The sequence below is a fragment of the Mixta sp. genome (assembly GCF_024610815.1).
Lineage (GTDB): Bacteria > Pseudomonadota > Gammaproteobacteria > Enterobacterales > Enterobacteriaceae > Mixta > Mixta calida.
This window is the reverse complement of the sequence record NZ_JANION010000012.1, coordinates 1-23508: the sequence shown is the minus strand read 5'-3', so window position 1 is coordinate 23508 and position 23508 is coordinate 1. Positions and strand designations below refer to the sequence as shown.

Here is a 23508-nt window from a genome sequence, read left to right as displayed (position 1 = left end):
ATTACTCACGTGATTCTCCTGAGAGGCTTTGATAAAGCGGCGCAGCGGGTAAAAACAGTTCAGTCAACAATAGCGGCTTGCCCGATAAACGCAGGCGCGAGCGGCGTCCCCACTGTCCTGCGGCGATGCCGGGATCGATAAAGTCCCGCGTCAGGGTAGAGGAAGAAAAGAGATAGCGGCCCAACGGACGCGTGCCGAGCTGGCTCAACACCGATTCCGGCCCGTTTAGCGTCGATTCCGGCACCACCGTGCGGCCAGCCAGCCAGGGCACGCCGTCGCCGGAAAGAATAATCTCGCGCAGCCAGTAGCGCGGCTCCTGCGGCAGAAACGGCAGCTCCCCGGCAATCTCGTCTGCGGTGACGAAGCCTTCATTCAGGGGTTCAACGGTAACGTGCCGACAGTGACGTTCAAAGCGCTTCGTCATCGAATCCTCTTCCATCAGCCAGTCCAGCACGGCGGCGGAAAGCAGCGGTGACGAAGCGGGAAGCCATTCGATTGCGCGCAACAGGGAAAGCGCGTGATTCGACATACGGCATCTCCGGTAAAAAAACAGGTGCCATAGTGTAGCGCAGAGCCTCGCGCAGAACACGCGACGCAGTGGAAAAACCCGACGTTTAGCCAGCGAAAAAGGGTGCGCCTGTGGCGCACCAATCGTCCAGCAAGATCAGCACTATGGGGATGTTATCCCTTGCCTTTCACACTGCTGATAAAGGTCGCGCGGGCCGATGAAGAACCCAGGCGTTCCGCCTCGTTCATCAGCTTCAACGCTTTGTCGATATCGCCCGCTTTTACCGCCCTGCGGATGCCGTCGTTAAAATATTTTTCCGTGTCGTTCAGCATCGGCTCCGCTTTTGCCGCCGGTGTCGGCGCAGGGGCTGCGACCGGCGCCGGCGCGTTGTTAGCAGGCTGGCTCGTCGCCGCCGCGCTGCTGCCAACCACCACCGGTTTGGCGTTGTCGGATCCGAACAGCTTGCCGATCATGATATTGCCGCTGTTCTGCTCGCTCTTCACTTTCAGCGACAGGGTGCCGGTATTCACATGCTGCACCACCGGGTCCGGTACATCGGGAATGGCGTTGCTCGCCCCTTCCGCGTAAAGCTTGGCCGGATTGATCATGGTGGAAGTTTGCGCCAGGTCGCGCGTGGTGGTGTAGATCAGCAGGTAGATCTGTTTTTGTCCCAGCACCGGCGTCAGCTTCATCGTGCCTTCCAGACGGTTGGTGGCGACGATGCCGGGTTTCTGGTAGGTAAAATAGCTGCTGGGGAAAAAGGCGGCGGGCTGTAGCTGGCTGTCCAGCACCAGCACGTTCGGCGCGTAAACTTTGCGATCTTTCATCAGGCTGGCGAGCGTGACTTCCAGCGAACCCTGATCGGCGGGCAAGGCGATAGCGGCGACCGGGCCGCTGATATTGCCTTCGTTAAGGGCGACCGAACCGGCGTTCAGGACGATATCCTGGCTGACCGGCGGCGTCATCGGCAGCCAGGAAAGGCGCTGCAGCTTATCGGGCGACACGGACGGCGCCGTCGCCACGTTTTGCGGGTTGATGCTGGTGCTGGCGGCGAAGCCAGGCAGCACGGTGAAGCTCAGGGCCGGAAACAGGCAGAGCGCGAGCAGATGTTTTTTCATTTTTTTATCCTCAAGAGAAACCCGCCTCTCTCAGGCAATAGGGAGGCGGGCTAAGGCAGGACGCAGAGCCGACTACGCTCCTTTAACTTGTCTTATTACCACCAGGCTTCCATCTGAATGCCGAAAGAGAACTCATCGCTGTCGCCGCGGCTGAAGGTGTGCGCGGCGGTATCGCTATAGGCGACGCCTGCGGTGGTGCCCGGCAAATTGCCGACGTAGTTCTGATCGTTTTCCTGCGAAGAAGCGTAGCCCCATTTCTCATCCCACTTGGCGTAGGTAGCGAACACGCGGATGGCCGGACGCGACCAGATGCTGTCGCCCGCCTGCCACTGCTGGGCCAGGGTAACTTTATACTGGCTGTTGCGGTCGCCGGTGCGCTGCGATTTAACGTTGTCGTAGCCCGCTTCCAACAGGGTGCTCATGATCGGCGTCCATTTGTACATTGGGCGCACGCCCACGGTGTACCAGGTGGTGCCGTTGTTGTTGTCGCGATCCACATCCTGGTACATGCCGACATACATCAGGCTCCAGGTGTCGTTGAAGTCGATGGCGCCGTGGTCAATCACGCGAATCATCGAGCCGTTATTGTTCTCCGCAGTGCCCGGACGGCCGTTGCGGTTCTGCGTCATGGCGTCGGTGGCGTACTGCACGACAAACTTGTTCAGGCTGGTGCCGTAGAAGGTCTGGGTATGCTCCAGGGTCGCCATCCAGCCGTCGTTGGAGGCGTCTTCGTCATTCGGGCTGTAGCCGTCGGTGTCGTTGGCGCTACCGTAGTCAAAACCCAGCTCCAGCGCGCCGCCGGGGTTGACTTCCATGCCGCCGAGACGCACGTCAAAGATATCGTTGGCGCGATCTTTCGCCTGGCCGCGGGTATTGCCGGTCACGAAGGCTGAGGAGCCGCCAGCCTCGCTGCTGCGGGTAGCCGCCAGCGACAGCTTGCCGAAGCCGAGATCGATATCTTCGATACCGCCGCCAGGACCGGAGATATCCCAGTAGTAGAAGTCGATCATATGCACGTCGTGGCGTTTGTAGTAACGCTTACCGGCCCAGATATTGGCGCCCGGCAGCGCATCAAACAGGTTTTTACCCACTACGTTCATCTGACGCACGGCAGGCGAATCTTCTTCATAGTCATTCTGCTGCGATACGCTGTAGCCGATCATGCTGTCGACGTAGAAGCTTTTCTCGCCTTCTTTCCAGACTTCCTGACCCAGCTCGATTTCCGCATAGGTTTCGCATTCATTGCCGAGACGGTATTTGGAGTTGGCGCCGGTCGCCTGGAAACACTGTTGCTCGCCGCCGCTGCCGGTCCAGCCGATGCCGGAACGGGCGTAACCTTTAAAATCCACCGCGCTGGCGTGCGGTGCTACAACTGCGAGGGCCACTGCCACGGCCAGAGGGTACTTAGAGCGCGTTATCATCGCTGTTCTCCTGTTAACTTTCTGCTGTTGTTATGTGTGCTTCTACGCCGGGTTCGCTGTGTAACCGACGGCAGGCGCGTCCATCCTCACGGAACAGATGGCAGCGCTGTGGCGGCAGGCCGATGGCGTATTGGGCACCTTCTTCAACCAACACCACGTCGTTCTGGCGGTAAACCAGGTTCTGACGCAGCGCGGGGATTTGGATATGGATTTGCGTTTCGTGACCGAGCTGTTCGACGACCTGAACGGTGCCCTGCAGCGTGACGTCCGCCACTTCGCTGGGCAGCAGATGTTCCGGGCGAATGCCCAGCGACATATTGGCGCCGGGCTGCACGCCGGTGCTGTCGACCGGCAGCCAGACCTGCTGGCGATTAGGCAACTCAACCTGTACCTGATCGATGGCGATAGCGGTGACCTTGACCGGCAGGAAGTTCATCTTCGGCGAGCCGATAAAGCCGGCGACAAAGCGGTTCGCCGGATAGTGATAAAGCTCCAGCGGCTTGCCGACCTGCGCGATGCGGCCCCCTTCCAGCACCACGATTTTGTCCGCCAGCGTCATCGCTTCGACCTGATCGTGAGTGACGTAAATCATGGTGCGTTGCAGGCGCTTGTGCAGGCGGGAGATTTCAATGCGCATCTGTACGCGCAGCGCGGCGTCGAGGTTGGAGAGCGGCTCATCCAGCAGGAAAACCTGCGGCTCGGCCACCAGCGTGCGGCCGATCGCCACGCGCTGACGCTGGCCGCCGGAGAGCGCCTTCGGCTGCCGATCGAGCAGATGCGCCAGCTGCAACACCTCCGCCACCTGGGAAACACGTTGTTGAATTTCGCTTTTGCCGATGCCAGCCAGCTTAAGGCCGAACGACATATTGTCCGCTACCGTCAGGTGGGGATAGAGCGCATAGGACTGAAACACCATGCCGATGCCGCGTTCTGCGGGCGGCACCTCGTTCATGCGTTTGCCGCCGATGGTCAGCTCGCCGGAGGTAATATCTTCCAGGCCGGCAATCATGCGCAGCAGCGTCGATTTGCCGCAGCCTGACGGCCCGACAAATACCACGAACTCTCCTTCGGCAATGGTCAGGTTGATATCTTTCGATACCACCACATCGCCCCAGGATTTGGTGACTTCTTTCAGCACCACATTTGTCATTGGTTTCTCCCGTCTCGTCACGACTTCCTTTGAATGGCAGGGAGTGTGCGCGAAGGGCGCGGAGGAAAAATCCTCCACCATTCGCTTTTTTACGGGGGAGGAGGCAGGAGGATGAGTTTGATGCCCGCAGGGGGATCCGGCGGTCACGACAGGCTTTTTCGTGATCGAAACGGCAGGAAAATGGGGTGTTTTTTGTGTCCTGACACGCAGAAAGCGGCGAAAAAGCCACAGGGATCACACTTCTTACCGGCAGGGCGTAGCAACAGGGAGGATGAGTCAGCCGTCTCTTAGCAGCAGACTTCTGCCTAACGACAACCACTCACGTTTAGAGGTAAGGGAAATGTCAAAGTTCAAACTAAATAGCAAAACGCTGTTGTTATGCGCCCTGACTGCCGCGCTGCTGCCCGGCGCGGCACTGGCGAAAATCGAAGAAGGCAAGCTGGTCATCTGGATCAACGGCGACAAGGGTTATAACGGCCTGGCGGAAGTGGGCAAGAAGTTTGAGCAGGATACCGGGATTAAAGTCACTATCGAGCATCCCGATAAGCTGGAAGAGAAATATCCGCAGGTCGCAGCCACCGGCGACGGCCCGGATATTATCTTCTGGGCGCACGATCGCTTCGGCGGCTATGCGCAGTCCGGCCTGCTGGCGGAAGTGGCGCCGGATAAGGCATTACAGGACAAAATCTATCCCTTCACCTGGGACGCCGTGCGCTACAACGGCAAGCTGATCGGTTATCCGGTGGCGGTGGAATCGTTGTCGCTGATTTATAACAAAGATCTGCTGCCGAACCCGCCGAAAAGCTGGGAAGAAATTCCGGCGCTGGATAAGCAGCTACGCGCCAAAGGCAAGAGCGCCATTATGTTTAATCTTCAGGAGCCCTATTTCACCTGGCCTTTAATTGCGGCTGACGGCGGCTATGCGTTTAAGAAAGAGAACGGCAGCTATAACATCAAAGATGTTGGCGTAAATAACCAGGGTTCTCAGGAAGGCCTGAAATTTCTGATCGACCTGATTAAAAATAAACACCTGAATGCGGACACTGATTACGCTATTGCCGAAGCCGCCTTTAATAAAGGCGAAACCGCCATGACTATTAACGGTCCCTGGGCCTGGAATAATATCGAAAGCGCCAGGGTCAATTATGGCGTCACCCTGCTGCCGACCTTTAAAGGCAAACCCTCGAAGCCGTTCGTCGGCGTGCTGAGCGCCGGTATTAACGCCGCCAGCCCGAATAAAGAGCTGGCGAAAGAATTTATTGAAAACTATCTGCTGACCGATGACGGGCTGGCGAAAGTGAACGCTGACAAACCGCTGGGCGCGGTGGCGCTGAAATCGTACCAGGAGAAGCTGGCGAAGGATGAGAAGATTGCCGCCACCATGGAGAACTCGCAGAAAGGCGAGATCATGCCGAATGTGCCGCAGATGGCCGCCTTCTGGTACGCCGAACGCAGCGCGGTGCTGAACGCGATTAACGGGCGTCAGAGCGTGGAAGCGGCGCTGAAAGATGCGGAAAGCCGCCTGACCAAGTAAGGAATTACTAACGCACCAGTCCTGGCCACAAGCGTCAATGCCGTTTGCTGGCCGGGTTTTCGTCCCGTTTCCGAAGGCGGATGGCCGATCCGCCCTCTCTTTTCATCTGTCGCAGAAGGATCCTAAAATGGCAAAATCCGCATTGTGGTGGCAGCGTGACGCCCTGAAGTGGCTGGTTCTTGCCCTCTGTGTGTTAATAACCGGCTATCTGGTAGTATTGATGTATGCGCAGGGCGAATACCTGTTCGCTATCGTCACGCTGATCCTGCTGAGCAGCGGCCTGATTGTCTTTTTCCGCCGCCGCGCTCAGGCGTGGCGCTATGTCTGGCCGGGGCTGGCCGGTATGGTGCTGTTTGTGCTGTTCCCGCTGGCCTGCACCATCGCTATCGCTTTCACCAACTACAGCAGCACTAACCAGCTTACCTTTGAGCGTGCGCGTCAGGTACTGCTGGACCGCCAGTTCCAGGCCGGCGAAGGCTACGCGTTTTCACTCTGGTCGACGGCGGATAATCAGTGGCGCCTGCTGCTGAACGGCACGGATAACCAGCAGTTTATCTCGCCGCCCTTCTCCCTCGCAGCCAAAGGTGAGCAAACACTTACTCTTACTGAAACGCAGCAGCAGCCTGGCGGCGAGCGCGCCATGCTGCGCGTGATTACGCAAAATCGTCAGGCGCTTTCTCAACTGAAGGCGCGTCTGCCGGACGGCTCGCAGCTGAAGATGAGTTCGCTGCGCCAGTTCTCAGGCACTCAGCCGCGCTATCAGCTCGGCGAAGGCGATATTCTGACAGATAAGCAAACAGGCGAGGTTTGGTACCCTAACGACGAGACCGGCTTCTGGCAGATGAAGGACGCCAACCAGCAGTGGAGCAGCGAAAAGCTGAGTCCCGGCTATACGGTGGCCGTCGGCTGGAAAAACTTCCTGCGCGTGCTGACCGACCAGGGTATTCAGCAACCGTTTGTCGCGATTTTTATCTGGACGGTAGTATTCGCCGCGCTGACGGTGTTGCTGACCGTGGCGGTCGGCATGGTGCTGGCCTGCCTGATGCAGTGGGAGGCGCTGAAAGGCCGCGCGGTCTATCGGCTGCTGCTGATCCTGCCCTACGCCGTGCCCGCGTTTATCTCGATTCTGATCTTCAAAGGGCTGTTTAACCAAAGCTTCGGCGAAATCAACATCATGCTGGATAGCCTGTTCGGCATTAAGCCCGCCTGGTTCAGCGATCCGGTGATGGCGCGCACCATGCTGGTTATCGTCAATACCTGGCTTGGCTATCCCTACATGATGATTTTGTGCATGGGGCTGTTAAAGGCGATTCCAGACGATCTTTATGAAGCTTCGGCGCTGGACGGCGCGACGCCGCTACAAAATTTCTTCCGCATTACTCTGCCGCTGTTAATTAAGCCGCTAACGCCGCTGATGATCGCCAGCTTCGCGTTTAACTTCAACAACTTCGTGCTGATCCTGCTGTTGACCGACGGCGGACCAGACCGGCTGGGCACCACCACGCCGGCGGGCTATACCGATTTGCTGGTGAGCTATACCTGGCGCATCGCCTTTGAAGGCGGCGGTGGACAAGATTTCGGCCTGGCGGCCGCCATCGCCACGCTGATCTTCCTGCTGGTCGGCGCGCTGGCGCTGTTTAACCTGCGTTTCACCCGCATTAAAACTGAGTAAGGAGCGACCTATGGCGATGGTAAAACCGAAATCACAAAAGCTGCGCCTGGCGCTGACGCATCTGCTGCTGCTCGGCTTCCTGGTGATGATCATGTATCCGCTGCTGATGGTATTCGCTATCTCGCTGCGTCCCGGCAACTATGCGATCGGCAGCCTGCTGCCGGAGCATATCTCCTGGGACCACTGGAAGCTGGCGCTCGGCTTCTCCGTTACCCATGAAAACGGCAGCGTCACCCCGCCGCCGTTCCCGGTGCTGCTGTGGCTGTGGAACTCGGTAAAAGTGGCGGCGATCACCGCCGTTGGGATTGTTGCGCTTTCAACGACCTGTGCCTATGCTTTTGCCCGTATGCGTTTTCGCGGCAAGGCGACGCTGTTGAAAGGAATGCTTATCTTTCAGATGTTTCCAGCTGTGCTCTCGCTGGTGGCGCTTTATGCTCTGTTCGATCGTTTAGGGCAGTACATTCCTTTTATCGGCCTGAATACCCATGCCGGATTGATCTTCGCCTACCTGGGCGGCATCGCGCTGCATGTCTGGACGATTAAAGGCTATTTCGAAACCATTGACGGTTCGCTGGAAGAAGCAGCGGCGCTGGACGGCGCGACGCCATGGCAGGCTTTCCGCCTGATTCTGTTGCCGCTCTCCGTACCGATTCTCGCCGTGGTGTTTATTTTGTCCTTTATCGCTGCCGTAACGGAAGTGCCCGTCGCTTCGCTGCTGCTGCGCGACGTCAACAGCTATACGCTGGCGGTAGGGATGCAACAGTATTTGAATCCGCAGAACTATCTGTGGGGCGATTTTGCCGCCGCGGCGGTGCTGTCGGCGCTGCCGATTACGCTGGTGTTCCTGCTGGCGCAGCGCTGGCTGGTCAGCGGGCTGACCGCGGGGAGTGTGAAGGGTTAATTAACGCTTTTGTTGCCATTGTTGCCTTTGTTGTTATTGCCACTGCTAAGTTGTTCCCTGTGTTTATACACAAAGCCTTTCAGGTTGCTTCAAGGCGGCGAGTGAATCCCGGTCGCTTACGAAAGTAAGTCACCGGGGTAAGCGAGCTTAGCCAACAAAGAGGCGTCCTGAAGGATAACGTGTATATTTAGGCGGCCATCAGGCCGCCTTTTTTATTCCCGCTTCAGCCGGTTGCTGTTAGCCAGCCATAGCGTCACCACCAGTATCAGAATGGCGGCGGAATAACAGAGCGTGTCGAACGGGTTTTTATGATCGACGACAATCAGACGAATAATCGCCGTAATGCCGATATAGACGAAATAGCGCAGCGGAAAATGGTATCCCGACTGGAAATACTTCACAATCAGCGCAATAAATTCAAAATAGAGAAACCAGATGACGATGCCTTCCACCAGCAAATAAGCCGAGGCCGCCTCGCCGGTATTCAGTAATACGTTCGCCAGATGTATTGTCTCTTTCCCCAGAAAGACGATCAAAATAACCGCCAGAATGAGCAGACCCACGTTCAATACCCATTGCAGAACAGCGGCAATTAACTTTCCACTAATCATTGTTGTGACCTTTTAGCGCTGCCTGCACACAGGCAGGCCGTAAGGACATCATGACAGAATGTGACAAAGATCACAGTATAGACGCAATAAAAAAACATCCTGCACAGAAAGCGGCTTGATTTCGTCTCAGAGGAACGTACTAAAAGCGCTAACAAGAAGGTTCCAGCTGGCCTGCCAGATGTAGATTCCCAGACTAACAGGCAGAGCCAAAACCGGTTACTGACGACATCCACAGGATGTTTTTTCAGGCAGGAATAAAAAAGGGCGCCGCATGGGCGCCCGGTCAATAAATCGCAGCCTCTCTTAACGCCAGGCTTTATAACGGTTGATCAGTCCATTGGTGGAGCTGTCGTGGCTGTTGACGTCGCCTGCGCCTTGCAGTTCCGGCAGGATGCGGTTCGCCAGCTGTTTGCCCAGCTCAACGCCCCACTGATCGAAAGTAAAGATGTTGAGAATAATGCCCTGCGTGAAAATCTTGTGCTCATAGAGCGCAATCAGCGCGCCCAGGCTGTATGGCGTGATTTCGCGCAGCAGAATGGAGTTGGTCGGACGGTTACCCTCAAACACCTTGAACGGCACGATATGCTCGACCGATTTCGCGTCTTTACCCGCGTCAGTGAACTCTTTCTCTACCACGTCGCGTGATTTACCAAAGGCCAGCGCCTCGGTCTGCGCGAAGAAGTTTGAAAGCAGTTTTTCGTGGTGATCGCCCAGCGGGTTGTGGGTAATGGCCGGCGCGATAAAATCGCACGGGATCAGCTTAGTGCCCTGATGGATCAGCTGATAGAACGCATGCTGGCCGTTGGTGCCCGGTTCGCCCCAGATGATCGGGCCAGTCTGGTAAGTGACCGGGTTGCCGTCACGATCCACATACTTGCCGTTGGACTCCATATTGCCCTGCTGGAAGTAAGCGGCGAAACGGTGCATATACTGATCGTACGGCAGAATCGCTTCGGTTTCCGCGCCAAAGAAGTTGTTGTACCAGATGCCGATCAACGCCAGCAGCACCGGCAGGTTCTTCTCAGCCGGCGTTTCGGCGAAATGCTTGTCCATCGCGTGCGCGCCGCTCAGCAGCTGCTCGAAGTTGTCAAAGCCGATGGAAAGGATAATAGAGAGACCGATCGCCGACCACAGCGAGTAACGACCGCCAACCCAATCCCAGAATTCAAACATATTGGCGGTATCGATGCCGAACTTCGCCACTTCTTTGGCATTGGTGGAAAGCGCGGCGAAGTGCTTCGCAACGTGCTGCTCGTCGCCCGCCGTTTTCAGGAACCAGTCACGCGCGCTGTGGGCGTTGGTCATGGTTTCCTGCGTGGTGAAGGTCTTAGAGGCGACCAGGAACAGCGTGGTTTCCGGGTTCACTTTTTTCAGCGTTTCGGCGATATGGGTACCGTCGACGTTGGAAACAAAGTGCATGTTCAGGTGGTTTTTATACGGACGCAGCGCCTCGGTGACCATGTAAGGACCCAGGTCGGAGCCGCCGATGCCGATATTGACCACGTCGGTGATTGCTTTACCGGTATAGCCTTTCCAGTCGCCGCCGATAATGCGTTCGGAGAAGGATTTCATCTTTTCCAGCACCGCGTTGACTTCCGGCATCACATCTTTGCCGTCCACCAGAATCGGCGTGTTGCTGCGGTTGCGCAGCGCAACGTGCAGCACCGCGCGATCTTCCGTGCGGTTGATTTTCTCGCCGGAGAACATCGACTTGATGGCGCCCGCCAGGTCGGTCTCTTTCGCCAGCGCCTGCAGTTTATCCAGGGTTTCAGAAGTGATACGGTTTTTTGAGAAATCCACCAGCATCTGGTCGTCAAAGGTGGCGGAGAATTTCGCAAAACGATCGCTGTCCTGAGCAAACAGCTCTGCAATGCGCACTTCTTTCATCTGTTCGTAATGCTGCTGCAGGGCCTGCCAGGCAGCGGTTTGCGTCGGATTGATATTTTTCATGGCAACACTCTTATGTTTTAACAACCGTAATTCTGACCGGACGTCATCTTACCTGTTGACCGTGACTCACTTTCCTTTTCCTGCAACAGGTTACGACTATTGTAGGGCGTACTGATTTCCTCACCCTTTGCCCGGGACTCATTATAATTCAGGCTGCGGCGATGATGGCCGCCAGGTATTTCAGTATGACGATTCTTACCGTTGAAAGGAAAAATTTTTATGCCGCTCTCTGCTCCACTCTTACTGGTGATCATCGGCTTCAGTTCACTGATGGCCCAATGGATCGCCTGGTTACTGCGGCTACCGGCAATTTTGCCGCTGTTGGTTTTCGGAATCGTACTGGGTCCGATGACGCACGTTTTGGTTCCCGACGCGCTGTTTGGCGACCTGCTGTTTCCGCTGGTATCGCTCTCAGTGGCGATCATTCTGTTTGAAGGCGCTCTGACGCTGCGCGTCGATGAAATTCGCGGCCTCGGCGGCGTGGTGCGCAACCTCGTCACCGTCGGCATGCTGATCACCTTTGTCGTGATTAGCCTCGCCTGCTGGCTGCTGCTGCGCTTCCCGCCGGAGCTGGCGGCGCTGGTCGGCGCGGTCACGGTGGTGACCGGCCCGACGGTAATCGCGCCGTTGATGCGGGTTGTTCGCCCTGACGCTGGCGCGCAGCGGCTATCCGCAGGCCGATCGGCTGGTGACCGTGGTCTTCGCCATCATTATCGGCACCGTGGTATTGCAAAGCCTGACCAGCGCGCCGCTGGCTCGCTGGCTGCGGGTACAGCAGCAGCGTCCGCGCGGCGTGCTGATTATCGGCGCTAACAGCGTGGCACGCGCGCTGGCGCTGGCATTGCAGCGGCTAGATATACCGGTGATGCTGACCGACAGCAGCTGGGAGTATTACCGTCAGGCGCGCATGGAGGGCATTCCCGCCTGGTATGGCAACGCCTGGTCTGAACATGCGGAGAACTACCTCGATCTCAGCGATATCGCGCAGGTGTTGGCGCTGTCGCCGAACCGTCATCAAAACGCGCTGGCGGTTTATCATTTCAGCCATATTTTCGGCGCCGACAAGGTGGCGTCGGTGCGGTCCGGCTCATCGCTGCGCGAGCGCCGCGATATAGAAAGTCCGCGCTTCCGTCGTCACGAGACGCTGTTCGGCGCCGAGCAAACCTGGGGGCGGCTTAGCGAGATGCTGGCGCAGGGCGCGGTGATCAAAGCCACGCAGCTAACGGAGAACTTCGGCTGGCAGGATTATCTGGCGACCCACCAGGGCGTGGTGCCGCTGTTTGCGCTGAAAGAGAACGACAGGCTGGAAATTATGGATGCGCAGCCGCCGACGCTGCCCTGTACGCTGATCGCGCTGGTACAACCTGAGAATTCTTCAAACGCCGGGCATTGACAGCGGGGCAATAACCCGATATTTGTAAACAGTTAGTTGCGCAGCAATGCGCAAGCCAGAAGAGGCGCGTCGCCCAGGCAGTGTGTTCGAGGAGCCGTTATCCGCAGACAACACATCAGGGGGAGCGACGCCGAGGCGGGCGATCCACGGCGGAAAGCTTGTCGACTACAGGGGCTGAATCCTCTGGGTTGTCACCAGGCGCGTGCGGCAGTCGGACGCGCCGCAAGGTGGGGCGCTTCTGGGTGCTCGTAGCTGTTCTTCTCTACGCCTGCTCCCGTTTCTGCTCTTTCCTTGTGCCAAGGCTGATACAATTGAACCTGACACGAGGCATTACCATGTTTCAATCTGATCTGATCGTTGCAAAATTCGGCGGCACCAGCGTCGCTGATTTCTCCGCCATGAACCGCAGCGCCGACGTGGTGCTGGCCAACGCAAACGTGCGTCTGGTGGTGCTTTCCGCCTCGGCAGGCGTGACCAACCTGCTGGTTGCATTGGCGGAAGGCCAGGAGCCTTCGCAGCGACTCAATTCTCTGGATGAAATTCGCCGTATTCAGTACGCCATTATCGATCGGCTCCAGCAGCCCGCCGTCATCCGCGAAGAGATCGACCGCATACTGGAAAATATCACCATGCTGTCGGAAGCGGCGGCGCTGGCGACCTCCACCGCCCTGACCGACGAACTGGTCAGCCACGGCGAACTGATGTCATCCCTGCTGTTTGTTGAGATTCTGCGTGAGCGTCAGGTGGCCGCCGAGTGGTTCGACGTGCGTAAAGTGATGCGCACCAATGACCGCTTTGGACGCGCCGAGCCGGACGTGGCGGCGCTGGCGGAACTCTGCGCTCAGCAGCTCCAGCCGCGCCTGGAGAATGCGCTGGTGATTACTCAGGGCTTTATCGGCAGCGAAAGCAAAGGACGCACCACTACGCTGGGCCGCGGCGGCAGCGACTATACCGCCGCGCTGCTGGGCGAAGCGCTGCATGCCCAGCGCATCGATATCTGGACCGACGTGCCGGGTATTTACACCACCGATCCGCGCGTGGTGCCCGCCGCTCAGCGCATCGACGAAATCACCTTCGAAGAAGCGGCGGAGATGGCGACATTCGGCGCTAAAGTGCTGCATCCGGCAACGCTGATGCCCGCCGTGCGCAGCGATATTCCGGTATTTGTCGGATCCAGCAAAGACCCTGCCGCCGGCGGCACGCTGGTGTGCAATAAAACGCAAAACCCGCCGCTGTTCCGCGCGCTGGCGCTGCGCCGCAGACAAACGCTGCTGACGCTGCACAGCCTGAATATGCTACATGCGCGCGGCTTCCTCGCCGAGGTGTTCGCTATCCTGGCGCGCCATCATATGTCTGTCGATCTGATCACCACGTCGGAAGTCAGCGTAGCGCTGACGCTGGATACTACCGGTTCGACCTCAAGCGGCGACAGCCTGTTGACCCAGGCGCTGCTGACGGAGCTTTCCTCGCTGTGCCGCGTAGAGGTGGAGGAAAATCTGGCGCTGGTGGCGCTGATCGGCAACAAGCTGTCGCAGGCGTGCGGCGTCGGCAAAGAGGTGTTCGGCGTGCTGGAACCTTTTAACCTGCGCATGATCTGCTACGGCGCCAGCAGTTATAACCTCTGCTTCCTGGTGCCCGGCAACGATGCGGAACAGGTCGTGCGCACGCTGCACCATAATCTGTTCGAGGACTGACGCCGTCCTTTTGACGCCAGCTTCAGGCTGGCGTTTCCCACTCCCTTTCATTTCCCCGACAGTCGCTCTCCCCCTTCTCGCCGCTATGCAAGACCTGTCTCAAATATCGCTATTTGGGCAGCTAACATGCGGCGAAATGGCATTAATTATTGCAGTCTGCCAGCAGAAAAAGATAATTCGCTGCGCTTAATATCAACAAAATGAGGGATCATGATGCAAAAATTACTGGCAGAATTTTTAGGGACATTTGTTTTGGTGCTGGGCGGCTGCGGCAGCGCTGTGCTGGCGGCCGCCTGGCCTGAACTGGGAATTGGTTTTACCGGCGTGGCGCTGGCGTTTGGTCTGTCAGTACTGACGATGGCGTATGCGGTAGGGCATATCTCCGGCGGGCATTTTAACCCGGCCGTGACGCTGGGATTATGGGCTGGCGGCCGTTTCGGTCTGACGCAGGTCTTACCCTATATTGTTGCGCAGGTGCTGGGCGCGTTGGCGGCAGGCGGCGTGCTTTATCTTATCGCCAGCGGCGAAGCGAGCTTCGACATCGATATCAACGGTTTTGCCGCCAACGGCTACGGCGAGCATTCGCCCGGCGGCTATTCATTACTCGCCTGCCTGTTAGCAGAAGGCGTGCTGACCGCGATTTTCCTTGTCGTTATTATGGGCGCGACGGATAAAGAGGCGAGTGCAGGCTTTGCGCCCGTCGCTATCGGCCTGGCGCTGACGCTGATTCACTTAATCAGCATTCCGGTGACCAATACCTCAGTTAACCCGGCGCGCAGTACCGGCGTTGCCCTTTACCAGGGCGGATGGGCGCTGGAACAGCTTTGGCTGTTCTGGTTAATTCCGCTGGCTGGCGGCGTGGCGGGCGGTCTGCTTTACCGTTTTCTGCTGCAAAAGAAGGCATAAACTCGCTTTTTCGGGGCAGCCTTTCGCTGCCCCTTTACCCCGACGACCTTAATGCTATGATTTTGCGTTCGCTTTGCACCCTCGTTCCGGGCGCAAAGCGATTTTTGTCTGTGGCAAACCTACATCTCATTCTTATAAGGAAGTCTGGCTATGCTTGCCAAAATCACCCGGCTGTTCCCCGTGTGGGCTATTTTGCTCTCCGCGGCGGCCTGCTATACCCCCGGCACTTTTACCGGCATCGGCCCCTGGGTCTCCTGGCTGCTGATGCTGATCATGTTCGCAATGGGCGTCACGCTGAATATCGATGATTTTAAACGGGTGCTGGTGCGCCCGGCGCCGGTTATCGCCGGAACATTTTTGCACTACCTGGTGATGCCGCTGGCCGCCTGGCTGTTGGCGAAGCTGTTTCAGATGCCGCCCGATCTCGCTGCCGGCATGATTCTGGTGGGCAGCGTGGCGAGCGGCACCGCCTCCAATGTCATGATCTATCTGGCGAAAGGTGACGTGGCGCTGTCAGTGACCATATCTTCAGTTTCCGCGCTGGTCGGCGTGTTCGCCACCCCGCTGCTGACGCGTCTGTATGTGGATACGCATGTGGAAGTGGATGTGGTGGGCATGTTGTTGAGCATTGTTAAAATCGTCGCGATTCCCATCGCGCTCGGCCTGCTGGTGCATCACACCCTGAACCGCCTGGTGAAGCGCGTCGAACCCTGGCTGCCCGCCTTTTCAATGGTCTGCATTCTGCTGATTATCAGCGCCGTGGTTGCAGGTAGCCAGAGCTTTATCGGCTCGGTAGGCTTGGTGGCGATCGCAGCGGTGGTGATGCACAACGCGATTGGCCTGCTTGGCGGCTACTGGGGCGGCAAGCTGTTTGGTTTCGACGAATCCACCTGCCGCACGCTGGCGCTGGAAGTCGGGATGCAGAACTCCGGGCTGGCGGCGACGCTGGGCAAGCTCTATTTCTCGCCGCTGGCGGCGCTGCCCGGCGCACTGTTTTCCGTCTGGCACAACCTTTCCGGCTCGCTGCTGGCGGGCTACTGGTCCGGCAAACCGGTCAAACGTCAGTAAGACCCTGTGCCAGCCGCGCAGGCTGGCATGCTTTTACTCCTCATCGCGTTCGTCGTCAGGCTGTTCCAGCACGCTGTACGCCACCGCGCAAAACAGCGAGTTAAGCCGCTTCATATCTCCCAGCAGGCCTAAATGCAGCGAGCTGGTTTCGATACTTTGCACATTCTTTTGATGCAGCCGATCGACATGCGCATGGGAAAAGCGGCGATTCATAATGCGGAAGCGATGTTTGGCGCGTCGTAGCCGCTTCGCGCTGGCGATATCGCGCGACAGAAAGACCGACAGCGCCAGCCGCAGGTTATTCAGCAGCTGTTCATGCAGCAGATCGAGCTCTTTCAACCCTTCCGGCGAAAAAGCCCGCCGCGCGGCCAGCGATTTATCGGCCACGTCGCCGCTCATGCGTTCGATAATATCGCCCGCCTGTTCCAGATTAAGGGCAGTTTCAATAATCTCGGCCCAGCGTCGCGAATCTTCCTCCGGCAGATCTTCTTTCGGCATCCGCGCCAGATAGAGCTTAATGGCGGTATAGAGCACATCCACATCGTCATCCAGCCGCTGTATCTCTCGCTCCTGACGCGGCTCGCCATGGATCACCTTGCTGAAGTTATCCATCATGAGCTCCAGCACATCACCCATGCGCAAGGTTTCACGCGCCGCATTCGCCAGCGCCAGTGCGGGCGTATCCAACGCGCTACGGTCGAGATGTTTCGGCTTCAGACGAGCATCGTTTTCCTGATCGTCGCGGATCAGCCGCTTGCACAGACGCGCCATCGGATCGGTAAATGGCACCATAACCACGCACCGGATCAGGTTGTAAAAAACGTGGAAGAAAATAACCAGCTCTTCATCATTGACCGGCAGCTTATCCAGCCACGGCGACAACACATGTACGAAAGGCAGCACCAACACGCAGCCGATCGCTTTAAATAACAGGCTGCCAAGCGCGACGCGTTTGCCTGCGGCATTGGAGCCGCTGTTGTTCAGCATCGCCAGCAGCCCGCTGCCGAGGTTGGCGCCGATCACCAGACAGAGCGCCACCTGAAAAGAGATGACGCCGGTGGCGGTCAGGGTCGCCGTCAGCAATACCGCCGCCAGGCTGGAGTAGCTGATGATGGCAAATACCGCGCCGATTAAGGCATCCAGCATGATATCGCCGGTCAGCGAGGAGAAGATCACTTTTACGCCCGACGCTTCGGTAATGGGCCGCGCCGCCTCTACCACCAGCTGCAACGCCAGCAGGATCAGCCCGAGGCCGATGCTCGCCCTTCCCAGTTGCCCCGCGCGCGTCTGCTTACGGCCAAGGAAAAAGACCACGCCGAAAAAAATAAACAGCGGCGACAGCCAGGAGAGATCGAAGGTCAACACGCGCGCCATAATGGCGGTGCCGACATCGGCGCCGAGAATGATCACCAGCGCTGGTGTCAGCCCGACCAGGTTTTGCGCCACGAACGAGGTGACCAGCAGCGTGGTGGCGTTGCTGCTCTGCACCAGCGCCGTAACGCCGATGCCAGCGATGAACGCCATCGGTTTTTTTTCTACGCTGCGGCTGAGCACGCGCCGCAAATCCGCGCCGTAAACGCGCATGATCCCGGTGCGGACAATATGAGTACCCCACACCAGCAGCGCGACGGCGGAAAGCAGATTAAGCAGGGTTAACACGGAATTGCACTCCTTCACGCCGGGCTTTAACCACATTTGCCGCCAGCCCGGCGAGAAAGAGCGGCAAATGAAAGATGCGCTGCCCCTTTACGCGCTCCGCAGAGGCGTAGTTTTCGCTTATTTTTCAGGCAAGTTAACAGGGAGCGGTAGTCTTAAATGTAGACCAATCGCGGCAGACGGGCGAAAGTTCAGCGCCAGCGTGGGCCCGGAATCCGGGCCAAAAAAGGAAAAAGAGGGATGAGCAGCCGAGGGAGCCGGACGGCATTGCAGCCGAACCGGCGCTCAGGAACCAGAGACGTTAATCGGCGTCATAACCAAGATGGGGCGCCAGCCAGCGTTCCACTTCGCTGACCGTCATGCCTTTACGCCGTGCGTAATCCTCGATCTGATCGCGCTGCAGCTGGGCAACGGCGAAATAACGGCTGTCGGGATGGCTGAAGTACCAGCCGGAGACTGATGCGCCGGGCCACATGGCAAAGGATTCCGTCAGCTTCATGCCGGTATGGCGCTCTACGTCGAGCAGCTGCCAGATTGTGGCCTTTTCCGTATGCTCCGGGCAGGCTGGGTAGCCGGGCGCCGGACGAATGCCCTGATAGTTTTCGCGAATGAGTTCCTCATTACTGAGGTTTTCATTGGCGGCATAGCCCCAGATCACCTTACGCACCCTTTCATGCAGATATTCCGCAAAGGCTTCCGCCAGGCGGTCGGCGAGCGCTTTAACCATGATCTTATTGTAATCGTCATGCTGACGATCCCAGGCTTCCGCCAGCGCATCCTCCTCCAACCCGCCAGTGACGGCGAACGCGCCGAGATAGTCCGCTTTGCCACTGTCCTTCGGCGCCACGAAGTCAGCCAGGCAGTAGTTGGCGAAGCCCACCTTTTCCGTCTGCTGACGCAGATGATGGCTGACGGCGATAACATGCGAGCGCGACTCATCCTGATATATTTCAATGTCGTCGCCGACGCGGTTGGCGGGGAAAATGCCCACCACGCCGCGCGGCGTCAGGCTGCCGTCGGCGCTCAGCCGATCCAGCATGGCGTTGGCGTCGGCGAACAGGCGCTGCGCCTCCTCGCCCACCACCTCATCCTCCAGGATACGTGGGTATTTGCCTGCCAGCGACCAGGTCATAAAGAAAGGCGTCCAGTCGATATAGTGGCGCAGCGTTTCAATAGAGGCTTTTACCTCGCTAACGCCCAGCCGGTGTGCGACCGGCGGCGTGTAGCTTTCCCAGTCAAACACCAGATCGTTTTCACGCGCCGCCTGTAGCGTGACCGGCGGCGTGCGCGGCTTTTTGCGGCCATGCTGAATGCGCACGGTTTCATATTCTTTACGCGTGCGCGCCACGAAATCATCGTGCTGCGTCGGCGACAGCAGCGCCGAGACCACGCCGACGGTGCGCGAGGCATTCTGCACATAAACCGTCGGCCCGCTGTAGTTCTGCTCGATTTTAACCGCAGTATGGGCCTTAGAGGTGGTGGCGCCGCCGATCAACAGCGGCAGAGTGAACCCCTGACGCTCCATCTCTTTCGCTACGTTGACCATTTCATCCAGCGAAGGAGTAATCAGCCCGGACAGACCAATAATGTCCGCCTTTTCGTCGCGGGCGGTTTTCAGGATTTTTTCCGTCGGCACCATGACGCCAAGATCGATGATTTCGTAGTTGTTGCACTGGAGCACCACGCCGACGATGTTTTTGCCGATGTCATGCACATCGCCTTTTACCGTCGCCAGTACGATTTTACCATTGCTGCTGCCGACCGCTTTGCTGGCCTGAATATAGGGTTCCAGCCAGGCGACCGCCTGCTTCATGACGCGCGCCGATTTCACCACCTGCGGCAGAAACATCTTTCCTTCGCCAAAGAGGTCGCCCACCACATTCATGCCGGCCATCAGCGGCCCTTCAATCACCTCGATTGGCCGATCCGCCTCAAGACGCGCCGCTTCGGTATCTTCTTCAATAAATTCGGTAATGCCTTTAACCAGTGAATATTCCAGCCGCTTCGCCACGTCCCAGCTACGCCACTCCGCCTGCGGCTTGTTGCTTTCATCGCCGCCTTTGCTGCCGCGATATTTTTCCGCCAGATCCAGCAGCCGCTCGGTGCCGTCGTCGCGCCGGTTTAAGATGACATCCTCAACGGCGTCGCGCAGCTCGGCGGGCAGATCGTCATAAATCGCCAGCTGACCGGCGTTCACGATGCCCATATCCATGCCGTTGCGGATCGCGTAATAGAGGAAAACGGCGTGGATCGCTTCACGCACCGGATCGTTGCCGCGGAAGGAGAAAGAGACGTTAGAGACGCCGCCGGAGATCAGCGCATGAGGCAGCTCGCGCTTGATGTCTTCACAGGCGCCGATAAAGTCCATGGCGTAGTTGTTGTGTTCATCAATGCCGGTCGCCACGGCGAAGATATTCGGGTCAAAAATGATATCTTCCGGCGGGAAACCGACCTCTTCCGTCAAGATTTTATAAGCGCGGCGGCAGATCTCGATTTTACGCGCTCGCGTATCCGCCTGTCCGACCTCGTCAAAGGCCATCACCACTACCGCCGCGCCGTAACGCCGCACCAGCCGGGCGTGATGAATAAAGGCTTCTACGCCCTCTTTCATTGAGATGGAGTTAACGATGCCTTTGCCCTGAATGCACTGTAGCCCTTTTTCAATCACTTCCCATTTCGAGGAGTCGATCATAATCGGCACGCGCGCGATATCCGGCTCGCCCGCAATCAGGTTAAGGAAACGCACCATCGCCGCTTCCGCATCGAGCATCCCTTCATCCATATTGATGTCGATGATTTGCGCGCCGCTTTCTACCTGCTGACGCGCCACGTCCAGCGCTTCGCTATATTTTTCTTCTTTAATCAGTCGCTTAAACTTAGCGGAACCGGTGACGTTAGTGCGTTCGCCCACGTTAACGAACAGCGAATCGGCGCCGATATTCAACGGCTCCAGACCAGAAAGGCGACAGGCGACCGGCAATTGAGGAGGCGTGCGCGGCGCGACGCCCTCCACCGCCTGGGCGATAGCCGCAATATGCGCTGGCGTGGTGCCGCAGCAACCGCCGACGATATTCAGGAAGCCGGCGCGCGCCCACTCGCCAATCTGTTCCGCCATGACCGCGGCGTCGAGATCATACTCACCAAACGCGTTAGGCAGGCCTGCGTTGGGGTGAGCAGTGACGCAGCATTCCGCAAGGCGCGACATTTCCGCTACATACTGGCGCAGTTCGTCCGGCCCCAGCGCGCAGTTCAACCCAAAAGAGAGCGGCTCGGCATGACGCAGCGAGTTATAGAAAGCTTCGGTGGTCTGGCCGGACAGGGTGCGTCCAGAGGCGTCGGTAATGGTGCCGGAGATCATCAGCGGCAGCGTAACGCCCAGCGCCTCAAACTCGCTCTGGATAGCAAAAATGGCGGCCTTGGCGTTCAACGTGTCGAAAATAGTTTCGATCATGATGATGTCAGAGCCGCCTTCAATCAATGCGCGCGTCGATTCCCGATAGGCGGCGACCAGCTGATCAAAAGTGATATTACGAAAGGCGGGATCGTTGACGTCCGGCGAGATGGAACAGGTACGGTTGGTTGGCCCCAGCACGCCTGCGACATAGCGCGGACGGTGCGGCGTTTTTGCGCTCCATTCATCGGCGCAGGCGCGGGCGAGCTTTGCCGCTTCGTAGTTAATCTCCGCCGACAGCGACTCCATATGGTAGTCCGCCATGGCGACGGTGGTGGCGTTGAAGGTGTTAGTTTCCAGAATATCGGCGCCCGCCTCAAGATAAGCGTTATGTATGGCGCGGATAATATCGGGCTGCGTTAACACTAGCAGGTCATTATTGCCTTTCAGATCGCTGGGCCAGTCGGCGAAACGCTCGCCCCGGTAATCTTTCTCTTCCAGACGATAGCTCTGGATCATGGTGCCCATACCGCCGTCCAGCACCATGATGCGCTGCGCCAGCTGCTGATGCAGCGCGTCAATTCTACTACTCACTCTTACCTCACCTGGTTCAATATATCCACCGCTGCCTGCGGCACTGTCTGGCATAGTTCTTATGCTGCTTAAAATCTCCGCCGACCTCCTGCTCTACCGTTTGAGCGATAGTCGGGTAACGCAGCCGACGAACGGACTCTTAAAAGAAAGCATGCCTATTCAAGCGTAGGATTCATATGCCGCAGATCGTAAGGCGTGATCTGGTAAACGTAATAGTTCAGCCAGTTGGAAAACAGCAGGTTGCCGTGACTGCGCCAGCTGGCGCGCGGCGGCAAGGCCGGATTGTCCTGCGGAAAGTAATTGCAGGGAATTACCGGATTCAGTCCCGCTTCGCTATCGCGCTGATATTCCCCGGCCAACGTTAACACATCATATTCCGGGTGGCCGGTAACGAAGGCAAGACGCTTGTCTTTGCTGCCCAACAGGTAAGGCCCGGCCAGCTCGGATTCAGCGAAGATTTCCAGGTCGGTATAGTCCCTGATCAGCTGCGCCGGGAAATCGGCATAACGCGAATGAGGAGCGAGAAAAGTGTCATCGAATCCGCGCGTTAACAGAGCATGCGGATGCAGGGTCTGATGTTCATAAACGCCTGACAGCTTGGTGGCGCGGGTCTGTTTCGGCAGGCCATAAAGAATATTCAGCGCCGCCTGCACCGCCCAACACACAAACAGGGTTGAGGTAACGTGCTCTTTCGCCCAGTGCAGCACGCGCTGGATCTGCGGCCAGTAAGCAACATCATTAAAATCAACCAGCCCCAACGGCGCGCCGGTAACAATCAAGCCGTCAAAGTTATCGTGTGCGATATCATCAAAGTTACAGTAGAAATTATTAAGATGCTCCATCGGCGTATTGCGCGACTCACGGCTGTCTATGCGCAGCAGCTGTATATCTATCTGTAACGGTGAGTTAGAAAGCAGGCGCAAAAACTGGTTTTCCGTCTCGATCTTTTTCGGCATCAAATTCAATACCAGCACCTTAAGCGGTCGAATTTCCTGAACGCTGGCGCGAGAATGGGTCATGACAAACACATTCTCGTTACGCAGAAAGTTTACGGCTGGTAATTCATCGGGTATCCGAATCGGCATAACCTGTTTTCCTCACTACATACGTTTATACGTTTAGACATCCAGATGCCCGAAGATAGCCTGTAGCAGGGAAAATGTCGAGACTTCAGCCAGAAATTGAAAATGTTTCATACAAAGCGGCATAACGGATATAAATGCGCCGAAAAAGCGCTAAAAAAGTTATAGCGAAATGTAGGTAATGGGAGATTAGTAAAGGATGGTTGAAGGAATAACAAACGGGAACGTTGAAGGGGAATATGCTGTTATAAAAATGATTGGAATAAAAGCGCGCTGGCAGATGAATATGCCGGCCAGGGCGAAGACCCGATCGGGCAAAAAGGCGCTTTTGAAAGCCTGAACCGGTTGACTTTTAGAGTAACAATGGGCGTAAATTTCGTAAATTACACATACGAAAAAGCCTCAGCTTGCGCTGAGGCTCTGTCGCTTGTTTGATGCCTGGCAGTTCCCTACTCTCGCATGGGGAGGCCCCACACTACCATCGGCGCTGCGGCGTTTCACTTCTGAGTTCGGCATGGGGTCAGGTGGGACCACCGCGCTCTTGCCGCCAGGCAAATTCTTTGTGCCGGAAACGAATCTCCCGCGCTGCTGCTGCGTTGGCCGCATTCGCATCACTCAGTCACATACCACTGTATGCTCCTTCCTGATGTCTCATTTGCCGCCTTGCTTCAGCGCAACATCTTTCGTTTCCGCAGATTTCTTTTATCCGGTAAACAAAGCTGAAAATCGTCTCTCATCCCCAAAACGCCTGTGGCGTTGTAAGGTTAAGCCTCACGGGTCATTAGTACCGGTTAGCTCAACGCATCGCTGCGCTTACACACCCGGCCTATCAACGTCGTCGTCTTCAACGTCCCTTCAG

Annotated in this window: 15 protein-coding genes, 2 rRNA genes, 1 pseudogene and 1 riboswitch; of the genes and pseudogenes, 7 read left to right on the top strand and 11 right to left on the bottom strand. The window is 57.3% G+C overall.

Annotated elements, in window-relative coordinates; translation table 11 throughout:
• Window position 1 precedes the first annotated feature (1 nt).
• The 4 genes from ubiC to malK form a co-directional block, all read right to left on the bottom strand.
• Window positions 2–529, bottom strand: coding sequence for a chorismate lyase (gene ubiC / locus MYY08_RS00640; protein ID WP_038629825.1), 528 nt, complete (start codon window positions 527–529; stop codon window positions 2–4).
• A gap of 152 nt (window positions 530–681) precedes the next feature.
• The gene (malM, locus tag MYY08_RS00635) at window positions 682–1626 is read right to left on the bottom strand and encodes a maltose operon protein MalM (RefSeq protein ID WP_038629824.1); all 945 of its coding nucleotides are present in this window, start codon (window positions 1624–1626) and stop codon (window positions 682–684) included.
• Between the two features lie 95 nt (window positions 1627–1721).
• Complete coding sequence (locus MYY08_RS00630) at window positions 1722–3047, bottom strand: maltoporin (RefSeq protein ID WP_288012504.1); 1326 nt, start codon at window positions 3045–3047, stop codon at window positions 1722–1724.
• 13 nt (window positions 3048–3060) lie between these two features.
• Entirely contained in the window at window positions 3061–4197 is a 1137-nt protein-coding gene (malK, locus tag MYY08_RS00625) for a maltose/maltodextrin ABC transporter ATP-binding protein MalK (RefSeq protein ID WP_038629822.1), read from the bottom strand.
• A gap of 340 nt (window positions 4198–4537) precedes the next feature.
• Here malK and malE point away from each other — a divergent pair, with 340 nt between their 5' ends.
• The 3 genes from malE (at window position 4538) to malG (ending at window position 8304) form a co-directional block, all read left to right on the top strand.
• The gene (gene malE / locus MYY08_RS00620; RefSeq protein ID WP_038629821.1) at window positions 4538–5731 is read left to right on the top strand and encodes a maltose/maltodextrin ABC transporter substrate-binding protein MalE; all 1194 of its coding nucleotides are present in this window, start codon (window positions 4538–4540) and stop codon (window positions 5729–5731) included.
• Between the two features lie 127 nt (window positions 5732–5858).
• Entirely contained in the window at window positions 5859–7403 is a 1545-nt protein-coding gene (malF, locus tag MYY08_RS00615) for a maltose ABC transporter permease MalF (RefSeq protein WP_288012501.1), read from the top strand.
• Window positions 7404–7413: 10 nt separating this feature from the next.
• The gene (malG, locus tag MYY08_RS00610) at window positions 7414–8304 is read left to right on the top strand and encodes a maltose ABC transporter permease MalG (RefSeq protein WP_038629820.1); all 891 of its coding nucleotides are present in this window, start codon (window positions 7414–7416) and stop codon (window positions 8302–8304) included.
• Between the two features lie 212 nt (window positions 8305–8516).
• Here malG and psiE read toward each other — a convergent pair whose 3' ends face one another.
• Together psiE and pgi are read right to left on the bottom strand one after the other, a co-directional pair.
• Window positions 8517–8915 carry a phosphate-starvation-inducible protein PsiE gene (gene psiE, locus MYY08_RS00605; protein WP_038629819.1) on the bottom strand — a complete coding sequence of 133 codons (399 nt, stop codon included), beginning with the start codon at window positions 8913–8915 and terminating at the stop codon, window positions 8517–8519.
• Between the two features lie 303 nt (window positions 8916–9218).
• Window positions 9219–10865 carry a glucose-6-phosphate isomerase gene (pgi, locus tag MYY08_RS00600; protein ID WP_038629818.1) on the bottom strand — a complete coding sequence of 549 codons (1647 nt, stop codon included), beginning with the start codon at window positions 10863–10865 and terminating at the stop codon, window positions 9219–9221.
• 219 nt (window positions 10866–11084) lie between these two features.
• On the opposite strand from pgi, the pseudogene MYY08_RS00595 reads away from it, so the two are divergent.
• The 4 genes and pseudogenes from MYY08_RS00595 to panS all read left to right on the top strand — a co-directional run bounded on the left by MYY08_RS00595 (window position 11085) and on the right by panS (window position 15926).
• Window positions 11085–12258 (top strand): annotated as a pseudogene (locus MYY08_RS00595) (cation:proton antiporter domain-containing protein).
• 51 nt (window positions 12259–12309) lie between these two features.
• Window positions 12310–12504, top strand: a riboswitch (Lysine riboswitch).
• Window positions 12505–12593: 89 nt separating this feature from the next.
• A complete protein-coding gene (lysC, locus tag MYY08_RS00590; protein WP_038629815.1) occupies window positions 12594–13952 on the top strand; it encodes a lysine-sensitive aspartokinase 3 in 1359 nt (452 codons plus the stop codon).
• Window positions 13953–14162: 210 nt separating this feature from the next.
• A complete protein-coding gene (gene aqpZ, locus MYY08_RS00585) occupies window positions 14163–14858 on the top strand; it encodes an aquaporin Z (protein ID WP_167401681.1) in 696 nt (231 codons plus the stop codon).
• Window positions 14859–15008: 150 nt separating this feature from the next.
• Window positions 15009–15926, top strand: coding sequence for a ketopantoate/pantoate/pantothenate transporter PanS (gene panS, locus MYY08_RS00580; protein WP_084970383.1), 918 nt, complete (start codon window positions 15009–15011; stop codon window positions 15924–15926).
• 33 nt (window positions 15927–15959) lie between these two features.
• On the opposite strand, the gene MYY08_RS00575 is transcribed toward panS, so the two are convergent.
• From MYY08_RS00575 to MYY08_RS00555, 5 genes are all read right to left on the bottom strand, one after another.
• Window positions 15960–17585, bottom strand: coding sequence for a Na/Pi cotransporter family protein (locus tag MYY08_RS00575; protein ID WP_038630251.1), 1626 nt, complete (start codon window positions 17583–17585; stop codon window positions 15960–15962).
• A 298-nt stretch (window positions 17586–17883) separates the two neighbouring features.
• Window positions 17884–21567: a methionine synthase gene (gene metH / locus MYY08_RS00570; protein ID WP_288012500.1), complete on the bottom strand. Its 3684-nt coding sequence runs from the start codon at window positions 21565–21567 to the stop codon at window positions 17884–17886.
• Between the two features lie 155 nt (window positions 21568–21722).
• Window positions 21723–22652, bottom strand: a complete 930-nt coding sequence (gene metA / locus MYY08_RS00565) for a homoserine O-acetyltransferase MetA (protein ID WP_038629810.1) — start codon at window positions 22650–22652, stop codon at window positions 21723–21725.
• A 433-nt stretch (window positions 22653–23085) separates the two neighbouring features.
• Window positions 23086–23201, bottom strand: a 5S ribosomal RNA gene (gene rrf, locus MYY08_RS00560).
• A gap of 208 nt (window positions 23202–23409) precedes the next feature.
• Window positions 23410–23508: ribosomal RNA gene (locus MYY08_RS00555) — 23S ribosomal RNA — on the bottom strand; the annotation flags it as partial.